The organism is Saccharopolyspora mangrovi, from assembly GCF_035320975.1.
Lineage (GTDB): Bacteria > Actinomycetota > Actinomycetes > Mycobacteriales > Pseudonocardiaceae > Saccharopolyspora > Saccharopolyspora mangrovi.
This window is the reverse complement of record NZ_JAWLNX010000007.1, coordinates 213,901-227,919: the sequence shown is the minus strand read 5'-3', so window position 1 is coordinate 227,919 and position 14,019 is coordinate 213,901. Positions and strand designations below refer to the sequence as shown.

At 70.2% G+C, this 14,019-nt stretch carries 11 protein-coding genes; 2 read left to right on the top strand and 9 right to left on the bottom strand.

The window, feature by feature from the left end:
• Window positions 1-67: 67 nt before the first annotated feature.
• Window positions 68-1,546 (top strand): alpha/beta fold hydrolase, encoded by a 1,479-nt coding sequence (locus tag R4I43_RS12795; RefSeq protein WP_324265812.1) that lies wholly within the window; start codon window positions 68-70, stop codon window positions 1,544-1,546.
• A gap of 113 nt (window positions 1,547-1,659) precedes the next feature.
• On the opposite strand, the gene prmC is transcribed toward R4I43_RS12795, so the two are convergent.
• The 3 genes from prmC to rpmE form a co-directional block, all read right to left on the bottom strand.
• Window positions 1,660-2,532 (bottom strand): peptide chain release factor N(5)-glutamine methyltransferase, encoded by an 873-nt coding sequence (gene prmC, locus R4I43_RS12790; RefSeq protein WP_324265811.1) that lies wholly within the window; start codon window positions 2,530-2,532, stop codon window positions 1,660-1,662.
• 10 nt (window positions 2,533-2,542) lie between these two features.
• Complete coding sequence (gene prfA, locus R4I43_RS12785; protein WP_324265810.1) at window positions 2,543-3,610, bottom strand: peptide chain release factor 1; 1,068 nt, start codon at window positions 3,608-3,610, stop codon at window positions 2,543-2,545.
• 122 nt (window positions 3,611-3,732) lie between these two features.
• Window positions 3,733-3,945: a 50S ribosomal protein L31 gene (rpmE, locus tag R4I43_RS12780; RefSeq protein ID WP_324265809.1), complete on the bottom strand. Its 213-nt coding sequence runs from the start codon at window positions 3,943-3,945 to the stop codon at window positions 3,733-3,735.
• Between the two features lie 245 nt (window positions 3,946-4,190).
• Between rpmE and R4I43_RS12775 the strand changes: the two genes are divergently transcribed.
• Window positions 4,191-4,595: a hypothetical protein gene (locus tag R4I43_RS12775; protein WP_324265808.1), complete on the top strand. Its 405-nt coding sequence runs from the start codon at window positions 4,191-4,193 to the stop codon at window positions 4,593-4,595.
• Between the two features lie 139 nt (window positions 4,596-4,734).
• Here the strand turns inward: R4I43_RS12775 and rho are convergent, their stop codons facing one another.
• The 6 genes from rho to argS form a co-directional block, all read right to left on the bottom strand.
• The gene (gene rho / locus R4I43_RS12770) at window positions 4,735-6,615 is read right to left on the bottom strand and encodes a transcription termination factor Rho (protein ID WP_324265807.1); all 1,881 of its coding nucleotides are present in this window, start codon (window positions 6,613-6,615) and stop codon (window positions 4,735-4,737) included.
• Window positions 6,616-7,484: 869 nt separating this feature from the next.
• Entirely contained in the window at window positions 7,485-8,402 is a 918-nt protein-coding gene (gene thrB / locus R4I43_RS12765) for a homoserine kinase (RefSeq protein ID WP_324265806.1), read from the bottom strand.
• Complete coding sequence (gene thrC, locus R4I43_RS12760) at window positions 8,399-9,487, bottom strand: threonine synthase (RefSeq protein ID WP_324265805.1); 1,089 nt, start codon at window positions 9,485-9,487, stop codon at window positions 8,399-8,401. Before thrC ends, thrB begins: the two co-directional genes overlap by 4 nt.
• Window positions 9,484-10,788 (bottom strand): homoserine dehydrogenase, encoded by a 1,305-nt coding sequence (locus R4I43_RS12755; RefSeq protein ID WP_324265804.1) that lies wholly within the window; start codon window positions 10,786-10,788, stop codon window positions 9,484-9,486. The genes thrC and R4I43_RS12755 overlap by 4 nt, the downstream gene beginning before the upstream one ends.
• Window positions 10,789-12,207 (bottom strand): diaminopimelate decarboxylase, encoded by a 1,419-nt coding sequence (gene lysA / locus R4I43_RS12750; protein ID WP_324265803.1) that lies wholly within the window; start codon window positions 12,205-12,207, stop codon window positions 10,789-10,791.
• 93 nt (window positions 12,208-12,300) lie between these two features.
• Window positions 12,301-13,962 carry an arginine--tRNA ligase gene (gene argS / locus R4I43_RS12745; RefSeq protein WP_324265802.1) on the bottom strand — a complete coding sequence of 554 codons (1,662 nt, stop codon included), beginning with the start codon at window positions 13,960-13,962 and terminating at the stop codon, window positions 12,301-12,303.
• Between the last annotated feature and the right edge of the window lie 57 nt (window positions 13,963-14,019).

The following is a 14,019-nucleotide window of genomic DNA, read 5'->3' as shown; positions in this document are numbered from 1 at the left end:
GACCCCGGCCTCCCACGCGTCTGCCGGACACGGGCGCCGATCGAGCACAGAAATGAGGAGAACGCTGATGACCGCCCCACCTCAGGGTGTCGAGGTCGACCAGATCGAATTCCCGGCCGGCAAGGTCCGCTACTACACAGCGGGAACGCACGGCCCACCGGTCGTGCTGCTGCACGGAGGCGGCCCCGACAACGCCCTGCTGAGCTGGCGGAACACCATCGGCGTCCTGGCCGCCGACCACCGCGTCTACGCGCCCGACCTGCCTGGTCAGGGCGGTAGCACCGAATGGCGCGGTCGCGCCAACCAGCGCACCTTCGAAGAGGTCCTGCGCTGGCTGCTCGACGCGTGGCAGATCCCGCAGGCCACGCTGGTCGGCCTGTCGATGGGCGGCAGCATCGCGGTCGGGTTCACGCTGCGCCACCCGCAGCGGGTGCGCGCGCTGGCCCTGGTCGACAGCACCGGGCTCCAGCACCGCATGCCGCACCACCTGCTCACCTACCTGCTGATGCGCACCAACCTCAGCGGCCGGATGGCCGCCAAGCTGCTGCGCGGAAACCGGGCCCTGGTGCGCTTGGCGCTGAACAAGGTCTTCTTCGCCGACGCGTCCGCGGTGAGCGACCTGGAGTCCATCGTCGGCGAGGTCAGCGCCGAAGCCGCGGCGCGCCGATCCGTGTTCGCCGACTGGCACGCCGACGCCATCAACCGGCGCTCGATGAGCATCAACCACCTGCCGCAGCTCGACCGGATCGCCTGCCCGGTGACGGTGATCCACGGCGAGAAGGACGCCCTGGTCCCGGTCGCCTCCGCGCACGAGGTGGCCGGCGCGATCCCCGGCGCTCAGCTGCGGGTCATGCCCCAGGCGGGCCACTGGCCCAACCGCGAACGCCCCACGGAGTTCAACGCGCTGCTCCGCGAGTTCGTCAACGCCCTGAACGCTCCCCCCGCACCGGTGAAGGGGACCACCGGCGCACCCCAGCGCGACGGGAGCACCGAAGCCCCCACGCAGCGGATGAAGGTCCCCACGCCGGGCCCCGCCGCCGACTCCACCGCATCGAAGGAGCAGGCCAAGCCCGGCGAGGGCGAGAGCACCGACTCCGCGACCCAGCTGATGAAGGTCGGCGCCGCCACGTCCACCGAGGGCACCGACGCCGACGGGACCGAGGAGTCGTCGACGAAGGACTCCAGCGGCGCACCGGACACCCCGGAGGACGCGGACACCGCCGAGAAGGACACCGCAGACGCAGCCGGAACCCCGGCTGCCGACGACGAGAGCGGCGACGCCGGCAGCGGTGAGAAGAAGGCGACCACCGACGCACCGACCCGCTTCATCAAGGTCGGCTCCACCCCGGAAGGCGAGCCGAAGGCCGAAACCGAACCGGAGCAGGGAGCCGAGGAGAAGTCCGTCGAGAAAACCGACGAGAAGTCTGAGGAGAACTCCGAAGAGGCACCCGAGGAGAAGTCCGAAAAGACGTCCGAGGAGTCCGGCGACACCGAAGAACCCACCGATGACGCCCCCGAGGACTCCGACGGCAAGCCCGTGACCTGAGCAAGGGAACCTTTCGCGCACCGCCGCGCCCGTCCGGCGTCCATCAGCGGGAGATCTCGTTCAGCGGCGCGCGGAGGTCTTCCCACCTCGTCGCGAGGATGGGAACCTTCCTGTCACTCCGGGTGGGTGCGGCGCGCGGTGGCGAATCGGGGACGCCCGGCGAGGTCCGGGTGTTCCCGGACGTCGGTGAGGACCCTGCGGGCGCGCAGGAGGGCGGGCACCGAGCCACCGTGGGTGTCGTCGTGCTCGATCGCCACTCCGCCGCCCGGTTTGAGCAAGCGGGCCGCGCAGGCCACCACGTGGCGGACGACGTCGAGCCCGTCCCGGCCGCCGAACACCGCCTCGTGCGGATCGTGGTTGCGGACCTCCGGCGGGACCGGCGTCCCGTCGGGAACGTAGGGCGGGTTGCAGACGACCAGGTCGACCAAGCCCTCCAGTTCCATGAACAGCATCGGGTCGGTCACGTCACCCGAGTAGAGGGCGATCGGGGTATCACCGGCCCCCGACCGCTGTTCGGCGTTGCGCCGTGCCCACGACAACGCCGTGGGGTCCTTCTCGACCGCGTGCACCGCCGCGTCCGGGCGGGCGTGCGCGAGGGCGAGGGCGAGCGCACCCGAACCCGTGCACAGGTCGACGATCGTGGGCTGCTCGACGCCGTCGAGCACGTCCGCGCCCCACTCGACCAGCAACTCGGTCTCCGGTCGAGGCACGAACACGCCCGGACCGACCTCGAGGTCCACCGCGCCCAAGAAGGCACGACCGGTCAGGTGCTGCAGCGGAACCCGCGCGGCGCGCCGACGCACCAAGTCCTGCAACGCCTGCACGACCGGCGGGCCGACCAGCGGCACCATCATCAGCTTGGTGCGCTCGACGCCGAGCAGATGCGCGGCGAGCAGCTCGGCGTCGGTGCGCGGACTCCCCACGCCCGCCGCCGTGAGAGTGCGCTCGGCCTCCAGGATGGCCAGGCGCAATGGCTGTCGGGTCACGTCGGTCAGCTTAGAGCGCCAGGCGCTCGTTGCGATCCGCAGCCAGCAGCGCGTCGAGCACCGCTTCCAGGTCACCGTCGAGAACGTGATCGAGGTTGTACGCCTTGTAGTTGACCCGGTGATCGGAGATGCGGTTCTCCGGGAAGTTGTAGGTGCGGATGCGTTCCGAGCGGTCCACCGTGCGGACCTGGCTGCGGCGGGTCTCCGACGCTTCGCGCTCGGCTTCCTCCTCCGCGGCGGCCTGCAGGCGGGCCTTGAGCACCTGGATCGCGCGCAGCTTGTTCTGCAGCTGCGACTTCTCGTTCTGGCAGGACACCACGATGCCGGTCGGCAGGTGGGTGATGCGCACCGCCGAATCGGTGGTGTTCACGCTCTGCCCGCCCGGCCCGGACGACCGGTACACGTCGATGCGCAGGTCCTTCTCGTCGACCTCGACCTCGACCTCTTCAGGTTCGGGGTAGACCAGGACCCCGGCCGCGGAGGTGTGCACGCGGCCCTGGGATTCGGTGACCGGCACCCGCTGAACGCGGTGCACGCCACCCTCGAACTTCATCTTCGACCACACGCCGTCCGGGCTGTTGTCACCGGCCTTGGCCTTGAGCGCGACGGTGGCGTCCTTGTAGCCGCCGAGATCGGACTCGGTGGAGTCGAGGACCTCGGCCCGCCAGCCCTGGCGCTCGGCGAACCGCAGGTACATGCGCAGCAGGTCACCGGCGAACAGCGCGGACTCCTCGCCGCCCTCGCCGGACTTGACCTCCAGCACCACGTCGGAGCCGTCGTGCGGGTCGCGCGGCAGCAGCAGCTCGGTGAGCTTGTCCTCCAGCTCGGGGATGCGCTCGGCGAGCCGTTCGGCCTCCTCGGCGAAGCCCTCGTCCTCGGTGGCGAGCTCGCGCGCGGTCTCCAGGTCGGAGCGGACCTCGTCGAGCTCGCGGGAGGTGCGCACGATGGGGGTGAGCTCGGCGTAGCGGCGGCCGAGCTTGCGGGCGTTCGCCTGGTCGACGTGCACGCTCGGGTCGGCCAGCCGCTTCTCCAGATCGTCGTACTCGGCCAGCAGACCTTCGAGCTTGGATGTCTCCACGGGGCGACCCTTTTCCTGACGGCTCGGTTTCGACGAAGCCGTCCCCGGTCGAGACGGCCCTCACGCAATGACGGCGCCCGCCCTCACGCGTGCACAGCGGAGGACGGGCGCCGTCGGCGCAGCTACTTCTTGCGCTTGCCGTAACGGGCCTCGAAGCGGGCCACACGACCACCGGTGTCCAGGATCTTCTGCTTGCCCGTGTAGAACGGGTGGCAGTTCGAGCAGACCTCAACGGTGATCTGACCGCTCTGGCGGGTGCTGTGGGTGGTGAAGCTGTTGCCACAACCGCAGTTGACCTGCGTCACCACGTACTCGGGGTGAATGCCACTCTTCAACGGCTTTTCCTCTCAACTTGGCCGCCGGGTCCACGCGCCCGTCGCGACGTGGTGAACCGGGACCGGAACCAGCCTTCAATTGTGCCATGCCACGGCACGCGACCTGCAACGCAGGTGTTCGGGCCGGTATTCCCGGAGCCGCTCGTCGCAGCTGCGCGACCGCCCGGCGCAGCAGAACAACCGTCCGACGAGGCCGCCCGCGTCCCCGCTGCACAACCCCGTGAACGCCGTTCATCATTTGGCCCGTGCTGTTGTGCGCTGTGCTGGGAAAACTCACGGTCCGGTCGTGGGTGTCCCTTCCCCTGCTCTTCTTGGGCAGCGCCACCGGCGTCGCCGCGCTGATCGACCTGGTGCTGCTGCGCGATCCGACCCTGCAGAGCGAGCTGTCGCTCTCGGCCCCGCTGCTGTTCGGGTTCGCCGCCGGCTTGGCGCTGTTCAGCGCCGGGCACGTCCGCTGGAGCTTCCGCTGGCAGCGCCTGAGCCTGCGCGTCGCCTACCCCTTGACGATGATCGTCTGCGCGATGGCGCTGGACGCCTTCACCCTCCCGATGGGTGCCGCGCTGATCATCGGTCCGATCGCAGCGGCCCTGCTGGCGGCGATGCTGGTGCGCACCCACCACACCCGCGACGAGGCCGACTGCCTCACCTGAGCCCTTCGCACCAGCGCAAGGGAACCTTCCTGTCACCCCGCTGCGCGCCGCACGTGGCAAGGGAACCTTCCTGTCACTCGCGCGCAAAAAACAGGGCCCGCACCTCTCGGGTGCGGGCCCTGCTCTGCGGGAAGGACGATCAGTCGTCGTCCTTGCCCGGGGTGGTCTTGGCGACCTGCATCAGGAACTCGATGTTGGTGCGCGACTTGCGCAACCGGTCCTGCAGGAGTTCCAGCGCCTGCTGCGCGTCGAGGGCGGAGAGCACTCGGCGCAGCTTGTGCGTGACGGCCAGCTCGTCGGAGGACAGCAGAATCTCGTCCTTGCGGGTGCTGGAGGAGTCCACGTCGACCGCGGGGAACAGCCGCTTGTCGGCGAGCTTGCGGTCCAGCTTGAGCTCCGCGTTACCGGTGCCCTTGAACTCCTCGAAGATGACCGTGTCCATCGTCGAACCGGTCTCCACCAGCGCCGTGGCGAAGATGGTCAGCGAGCCACCGTTCTCGATGTTGCGGGCCGCGCCCAGGAACCGCTTCGGCGGGTACAGGGCGGTGGAGTCCACACCACCGGACAGGATTCGCCCGGATGCCGGGGCCGCCAGGTTGTAGGCGCGGCCCAGGCGGGTGATCGAGTCCAGCAGCACGACGACGTCGTGGCCCATTTCCACCAGGCGCTTGGCGCGCTCGATGGACAGCTCGGCGACCGTGGTGTGGTCCGACGGCGGACGGTCGAAGGTGGAGGCGATGACCTCACCCTTGACCGAGCGCTGCATGTCGGTGACCTCTTCCGGACGCTCGTCCGCCAGGACGACCATCAGGTGGCACTCGGGGTTGTTCGTGGTGATCGCGTTGGCGATCGCCTGCAGCACCATCGTCTTACCGGCCTTGGGCGGCGAGACGATGAGCGCGCGCTGCCCCTTGCCGACGGGCATCACCAGGTCGATGATCCGGCCGGTCAGGTTCTGCGGCTCGGTCTCCAGGCGCAGCCGCTCGTTCGGGTACAGCGGCGTCAGCTTGTGGAACTCGGAGCGGCTCTTGGCCGCGTCCGGCTCCAACCCGTTGATCGAGTCGACCCGCACCAGCGGGTTGAACTTCTGGCGCTGCTGCTCGCCCTCGCGGGGCTGGCGGATGACGCCCTTGATCGCGTCGCCGCGGCGCAGCCCGTACTTGCGCACCAGCGACAGCGAGACGTAGACGTCGTTGGGACCGGCGAGGTAGCCGGAGGTGCGCACGAAGGCGTAGTTCTCCAGCACGTCGAGGATGCCGGCGACGGGCAGCAGCACGTCGTCCTCACGGACCTCCGGCTCGCCGCCTTCGCCGCGCCCGCGGTTGCGGCGACGGTCGCGGAAGCGACGTCCCCGGCCACCGCGGCGGCCGCCCTCGTCGTCATCGTCCTGCCGGTTGTCCCGGTCCTGCCGCTCCTGCCGGTCCTGCCGGTGGCTGTCCCGGTCCTGCCGGTTGTCGCGGTCCTGCCGGTTGTTCTCGGACTTGCGCTCGGTGTTGCCACCGCCGCGCTGGTCGTCGGCACCGCCCGACTCGGTACCCGCGTTGTTGCGCCCGCTGGAACGGCGACGGCGGTTGTTGCCGCGGCGGTTGTCGTCCTCGCCGCCGCTCTCGCCGGACTGCCGCCGAGTGCGGGTGCGCGTGGGGGCGGAGCCGTTGCTGTTCGACTCGGCCGCGGTGTCGCGCGAGGCGTTGTCGCCCTCGTTGCTGGTGCTGTCGAGGGTCGGCTGATTGGTCTTGGCGGGGGCTTCTTCGCTGCGCACCTGCGCCTTCTTCGCGGTCGAGCGGGTGCGCGGCGCCGTGGTGCCGCCCCCCTGCTTCTCCTTGATCGCGGCGATCAGGTCGCCCTTGCGGAGGCCCCCGGTCTCGATCCCCAGTTCCCCCGCGAGTTGGCGCAGCTCGGCAAGAACCATGCCGGAGAGTCCGCCGCGTCGCCGCGGAGTGCCGTTGGCCTCGGCGTCCTGCTGGCCAGCAGATGAGGTGCCGTTGGCGGCCTCGCTGCTCAACAGTTCGGTGTTGCTCACGAATGTCCTTCCTGACCGGACCGCGCCTCCTACGCGACCCAGCGGATTGCCCGCCCGCTCGTTTGAGTGCGGACGGCCGGTATGTGCTACCAGCCCTTTCGCCGGTCGGATTCGCCCCTTGGACGCAGCATTACCGACTTCGACGTTGGCTCGGGGAACCAGCAGCACCGGGCAGTGGGAGGCACCCGGCTCGCGTGGTCCATGTGCGACGCATCCACTCCGATCCACACGTGCCGATGCACGTCCTGCCGCCTCATTCCAGGAATCCCCGACTCTCGGATTGCCCCGGTGGTGAACCGGGAAACTTCAGGATCCGGGTCGGCGTCATGGTCACCTTGGGAGGCCACACCGTGGAACTTAAGGCCCCCACCCCGACATCGGCAACGGATCGGCGCCGATGATCCCGAAGCGAACTCACTTTGAGTTGACAACTCCTGCCTCGGTCACCGCGGTCGCCAGACCCGCCTCAGTTGATCTTCGCCCGTGTTGGGCCAAGTCCAATTCACAGCGGGAGATGCGCCCCGGAAAACGATGTTCCGGGCACGGCACCGGCCCTAGGCGCGGTGACTGATTGACCTTGAGGGTAGACGCCCCGTAGTTCGGGTGCAACAACCCCCTGGGCGTGTGGCGCCCTTGCAGATCAAGCCGTCGACTTTCCGCGAACGAAGGCCTCGGAAGCGGTCGCGATCCCGTTCAGGGGATCGGGTCCGCGTGATTTCCTCCAGCGACTCGCGCTACCGGACCGTCGGCGACACTTCCTTTCTACCACTTCTCGCGAGGCCGCCGCGCCCGGGGCCGGTGAACAGCGCTTTTCCACTCAGCGCACATTCCGGGACGGGCGGCTCGACACGAGATCACGCCGGGCGGGATCAGCCCTCGACGATCGTCCGGACCCCTTCGCGATCCACCGGGAGGTCCAGCGCGATGAATCCGTCCGGAGCAACTTCGCGCGCGTTCGCGTTCTTCACCGGCAGCGCCAGCACGGTCGGCCCCGCGCCGGACACCGCGGCAGCGATCCCCTGCGCGCGGAGCTCGCGCACCAGTGCGACGGTCTCCGGCCAGGCGGGCTCGCGGTAGTCCTGGTGCAGCCGGTCGTCGGTCGCGGCCAGCAACAACGAGGGATCACGCGTGATCGCGTGCACGGCCAGCGCGGCACGTCCGGCCGCGAACGCGGCGTCGGCGTGCGGAACCTCCGCAGGCAGCAGCCCGCGCGTCACGTGGGTCGCCGATTCCGCTTGCGGCACAAAGGCCATGGGCGAAACGTCCGGGTGAGCGGGGGAGCTCACCGCGCGGAAGCGGTCCGCTTCCCGCCACGCCAGCACGAAATCGCCCAGCAGGCTCGCCGCCACGTTGTCGGCGTGCCCCTCGCGCACCGCCGCCAGGTGCACCGCGCGCTCGGTGTTCTCCGCTGCGCGCAGGTCGATCCCGGCCAGCCCGTGCGCGACGGCGATGCCGGCGACGATCGCCGCCGCCGAGGAACCCAGCCCGCGCGAGTGCGGAATGTTGTTCTCGCAGCGCAGTTCCAGCGCAGGCGGAGTCGGGAAACCCAGCTCCGCGAGGGTGTCGTGCACGACCCGGACGACGAGGTGCCGCTCGTCGCTCGGCAGCGAACCGGCGCCCTGCCCGGACACCGACACCGCCGCCGAACCGGCCGTGCCGTCGACCACCCGGGCGGAAACGGTGTCGTGCAACGACAACGCCATGCCCAGCGCGTCGAAGCCCGAGCCGAGGTTCGCCGTCGAAGCGGGGACCTCGACCCGGACCGCGCGCGCCGGGAGCGAACTCAACGCAGCTCCAGAGCGTCGGCGACCGCGCTCGGGTCGACCGGCAGCGGCTCAACCTCGACCATGCCCGCCAGCGCCGTGTCGGGGTCCTTCAACCCGTGACCGGTGACCGTGCAGACCACGACCGAGCCCTGGGGCAGCCGACCGTCCGCGGCGGTGGCCAGCAGACCGGCGACGCTGGAGGCCGAGGCGGGCTCGACGAACACGCCCTCACGAGCGGCCAGCACCCGGTAGGCGTTGAGGATCTCCTCGTCGGTCACCGCCGAGAACAGGCCCTCGGAGTCGTCCTTGGCCTTGGTCGCGCCCTCCCAGGAGGCCGGGCTGCCGACGCGGATCGCGGTCGCGATCGTCTCCGGCTCGGCGACCGGGTGCCCGTGCACCAGCGGCGCGGCACCGGCGGCCTGGAATCCGAACATCCGCGGCAGCGAATCGGTGATGCCGTCGCGGTGGTACTCGGTGTAGCCCTTCCAGTAGGCCGTGATGTTCCCGGCGTTGCCGACCGGCAGGCAGTGGATGTCCGGTGCGCGCTTCAGCACGTCGCAGATCTCGAACGACGCGGTCTTCTGGCCCTCCAGGCGGACCGGGTTGACCGAGTTGACCAGCGTGACCGGGTGCTCGGCGGAGGTCTTGCGCGCCAGCTCCAGGCAGTCGTCGAAGTTGCCCTGGACCTGAAGGATCTTCGCGCCGTGCACGACGGCCTGGGCCAGCTTGCCGAGCGCGATCTTGCCCTGCGGCACCAGGACCGCGGAGGTCAGCCCGGCGCGCGCGGCGTAGGCGGCGGCCGAGGCCGAGGTGTTGCCGGTGGAAGCGCAGATGACGGCCTTGCTGCCCTCGGCCAGCGCGTGGGTGATGGCCACCGTCATGCCGCGGTCCTTGAACGAACCGGTCGGGTTGGCGCCCTCCACCTTCAGGTAGACGGTGCAGCCGGTGCGCTCCGACAGGTGCGGCGCGGGAACCAGCGGAGTGTTGCCCTCCTGCAGGGTCACGATGCGCGCCCCGTCCGGAACCGCGACCCGGTCCCGGTAGGCCTCGATCAGGCCGGGCCACCCGGCTCCGGACCGCGCCGGAGCACTCTGGATGTTCGTCACGTCGGTTCACCTTCCACGCGCATCACGCTGACCACTTCGCGCACAATCGGGAGTTGCGCGATCTTGTCCACTGTGGACGACAGTGCCGCGTCATCGGCGGTGTGCGTGACCACCACGAGGCTGGCCTCCGCACCTCGCCCCTGCTGACGCACCACCGAAATGCTCACATCGTGCTCGTTGAACGTCGCCGCGACCTGCGACAGCACGCCCGGCTTGTCGGCCACGTCGAGGCTGATGTGGTAGCGGGTCGGGGTCTTGCCCATCGGCTGCACCGGCAGCTGGGCGTGCGCGGACTCGCGCGGCCCCTTGCCCTTCACGACCAGGTTCCGGGCGACCGCGACGAGGTCTCCCAGCACCGCGCTCGCCGTCGGCGCTCCCCCGGCGCCCTGCCCGTAGAACATGAGCTGACCGGCGGCCTCGGCCTCCACGAACACCGCGTTGAACGCCCCGCCCACACCGGCGAGCGGGTGGCTGCGCGGGATCATCGCCGGGTGCACGCGCGCCGACACCGACTCGGTGCCGTCCTCGTCGACCACCCGCTCGCAGATCGCCAGCAGCTTCACCGTGCGATCGAGCGTGGCCGCGGCGGCGATGTCGCCCGGCGTGACAGCCGAGATCCCCTCGCGGTGCACATCGCTGGCCGTCACGCGGGTGTGGAACGCCAGCGACGCGAGGATGGCGGCCTTCGCCGCAGCGTCGAAGCCGTCCACGTCCGCGGTCGGGTCCGCCTCCGCGTAGCCCAGGCGACCGGCCTCGTCGAGGGTTTCGGAGTAGCCGGCGCCGGTGGAGTCCATCGCCGAGAGGATGTAGTTCGTCGTGCCGTTGACGATGCCCATGACCCGGTTGATCCGGTCCCCGGCCAGCGACTCCCGCAACGGCCGCAGCAGCGGGATCGCACCCGCCACGGCGGCCTCGAAGTAGATGTCGGTGCCCGCCTCGTCGGCCGCCGCGTACAGCTCCGAGCCGTGCTCGGCCAGCAGCGCCTTGTTCGCCGTCACCACCGACTTGCCCGAACGCAGCGCGGTCAGCAGCAGCGACCTGGCCGGCTCGATGCCGCCGATGAGCTCCACGACGACGTCCACGTCACCCTCCACCAACGCCTGCGCGTCGGTGGTCAGCAGGTGCTCGGGCACCTCGGGATGCTTGTGCGGGCGCCGCACCGCGACGCCGGTGACCAGCATCGGGGCCCCGGTTCGCGCCGCGAATTCCTCCGGTTGGTCCTCGAGCAGCCGCAGCACCTCGGTGCCCACGGTGCCGCAGCCCAACAGCGCGACCCTGATCGGTTCACGGTCCCGGATCACTCACACCTCCAGCCGGAGCAGGTCGTCCTCGGTCTCCCTGCGCAGCAACAATCGCGCTTGACCAGCGCGAACCGCAACCACCGGCGGCTTGGGCAGGCGGTTGTAGTTGCTGGCCATCACGTAGCAGTACGCCCCGGTGGCGGCCACCGCGAGCAGGTCTCCCGGAGCAATGTCCTCTGGAAGCCAGCAATCGCGCACCACTACGTCACCGGATTCACAGTGCTTGCCCACGATGCGGGACAGAACGGGCTCGGCTTCGGCCGAACGCGACACCAGCCGGCTGTCGTAGACCGCGTCGTAGAGCGAGGTGCGGATGTTGTCGCTCATCCCGCCGTCGACGCTGACGTAGCGGCGCTCGACGTCGGCGCCGAGCGCGACGTCCTTGGTGGTGCCCACCTCGTAAACGGTGATCATGCTCGGTCCGACGATGGCCCGGCCCGGCTCGACCGCGATCTTGGGCACCGGCAGGCCCGCGTTGTCGGCTTCCTTGCCGACGATCTCGAACAGCCTGCTCGCCAGCTGCGCGGGCGGCATCGGGTCGTCCTCGGGGGTGTAGGCGATGCCCAGCCCACCGCCGAGGTCGACGGTGTCGGCCCTGGCCAGCGCCTCCTCGCCGTGCTCCTCGCGCAGCTCCGCCAGCAGTCGCACCACGCGGTGCGCGGCCAGCTCGAAGCCGTCCACCTCGAAGATCTGGGAACCGATGTGGCTGTGCAGACCGGCCAGTTCCAGCGAGCCCGCCTTGAGCACTCGCGCGACCGCCTCAGCGGCCTTGCCGCCGGCCAGCGAGAACCCGAACTTCTGGTCCTCGTGCGCGGTCGCGATGAACTCGTGGGTGTGGGCCTCGACGCCGACCGTGACCCGCACCAGCACCCGCTGCTTGGCCCCTCGCTGAGCGGCGATGTGGTCGAGGCGGGCGATCTCGTGGAACGAGTCCAGCACCACCGAGCCGACACCGGCCTCCACGGCGGCGGTCAGCTCGGCAACGGACTTGTTGTTGCCGTGGAAGGTGATGCGCTCGGCGGGGAACCCCGCGCGCAGCGCCACGGCCAGTTCGCCGCCGCTGCACACGTCCAGGCTCAGCCCCTCCTCGGCGACCCAGCGGGCCACCTCGGTGCACAGGAACGCCTTGGAGGCGTAGTGCACTGCGGCGGGGTCGCCGAAGGCCTCGGCGTAGTCGCGGCAGCGCGACCGGAAGTCGTCCTCGTCGAGCACGAACAGCGGGGTGCCGTACTGCTCGGCGAGGTCCCGGACGTCCAGGCCGGCGACGCGGACGACGCCGTCGGCGCCGCGTTCGCTGTTGCGCGGCCACACGTGCGGGTGCAGCAGGTCGATCTCCCCGGTGCTGGCCGGGGACGGTCCTGCGGTGTTGCCGGGTGGCACGACATCGGCGTGCCGGGGCCCGGCGGGATGGGCGCGCATGTTGACAAAGCTCCTTCGCGCAGCCTGCCGCTGGACAGGCGGTGAGGTGGGCAGCGCGGTCCCTCCGCGTCGAGGGAACCCGCCTGCCTGCGATTACATCTGTTCCGGCGCACTCACGCCGAGCAGGCCCAGACCGTTGGCCAGCACCTGGCGGGTGGCCTCGCACAGCTGCAGCCGGGCGATGGTCAGCGGGTTGGCCTGGTCGTCACCGGGCTGCAGCACGCGGCAGGCGTCGTAGAACTTGTGGTACGCGCTGGCCACGTCCTCCAGGTATCGAGCCACCCGGTGCGGTTCGCGCAACTCGGCGGCAGAGCGCACCACGCGCGGGAACTCGCCCAGGGTGCGGATCAGGTCGCCCTCACGTTCGTGGGTGAGCAGCGACAGATCGGCATTCTCCACGGCTCCCCGCTCGATGCCCAGGGAAGCGGCGTTGCGCTGCAACGACGACAACCGCGCGTGCGCGTACTGCACGTAGAAGACCGGGTTCTCGTTGGTGCGCTTGCTGATCAGGTCCAGGTCGATGTCGACAGCGGAGTCCACCGAGGAGCGGATCAGCGAGTAGCGAGCGGCGTCGACCCCGACGGCCTCCACGAGGTCCTCGAGGGTGACCACGGTGCCGGCCCGCTTGCTCATCCGGACCGGTTTGCCATCCCGGACAAGGTTCACCATCTGGCCGATCAGGACCTCGACCACGGCCGGGTCGTCGCCGAGCGCTGCTGCGGCGGCCTTGAGCCGGGCGATGTAGCCGTGGTGGTCGGCACCGAGCATGTAGATGCACAGGTCGAAGCCGCGGGAGCGCTTGTCGCGCAGGTAGGCGATGTCACCGGCGATGTAGGCCGGGTCGCCGTCGCTCTTGATGACCACCCGGTCCTTGTCGTCGCCGTAGTCGGTGGAGCGCAGCCACCACGCGCCGTCGGTGTAGTACAGGTGATCGGAGGCCTTGAGCTGCTCGAGGCACTTCTCGACCTGGCCGGAGCCGTGCAGCGAGTCCTCGTGGAAGTAGACGTCGAAGACGGTGCCGAAGTCGTTGAGGCTCTGCTTGATCTCCTCGAACATCAACCCGACGCCGACGCGGCGGAAGGTCTCGTGGCGCTCGCCCTCGGACTGCTCCAGCACGCCCGGCTCGGCCTCGACGACCTGGTTGGCGATCTCGGCGATGTAGTCGCCGCCGTAACCGTCCTCCGGCGCGGGCTCGCCCTTGGCGCCCGCGATCAGGGAGCGCACGAAGCGGTCGATCTGCGCACCGGCGTCGTTGAAGTAGTACTCGCGGGTCACCTCGGCACCCTGAGCGGACAGGACCCGCCCCAGCGCGTCGCCGACCGCCGCCCAGCGGGTGCCGCCCAGGTGGATGGGGCCGGTCGGGTTGGCCGACACGAACTCGAGGTTGACCTTCAGTCCGCCGTAGAGGTCGCCGGCCCCGTAGTCGGCGGCGGCGTTGAGCGCCTCGCGCACGACCTGGCCCTGGGCGTCGGCGGCGAGCCGCAGGTTCAGGAAGCCGGGGCCCGCGACGTCGACCTCGTCGATGCCGTCCTGGCTGGTCAGCGCCTCGGCGAGCCAGGTCGCGAGATCGCGCGGGGCGACACCTGCCTTCTTGGCGACCTGCATCGCGAGGTTGGTCGCGTAGTCGCCGTGCTCGGGCTTTCGCGGGCGCTCGACGGTGACCGTCTCGGGCAGCACCGACGTGTCCAGCCCACGGGCGGAGAGCACGTCGACGGCGGTGTTGCGGACCAGTTCAGCGAGCGCGGCAGGAGTCACCCCACGAAGTCTAGGGATCCTTCCGCGCAGTTCAGACGCCGGGTTGCCGCCCACTCC

Bases quoted from the DNA above. Each gene is read 5' to 3' on its own strand.
- lysA (WP_324265803.1), bottom strand. From the start codon at position 12,207: ATGCGCGCCCATCCCGCCGGGCCCCGGCACGCCGATGTCGTGCCACCC.
- R4I43_RS12795 (WP_324265812.1), top strand. From the start codon at position 68: ATGACCGCCCCACCTCAGGGTGTCGAGGTCGACCAGATCGAATTCCCG.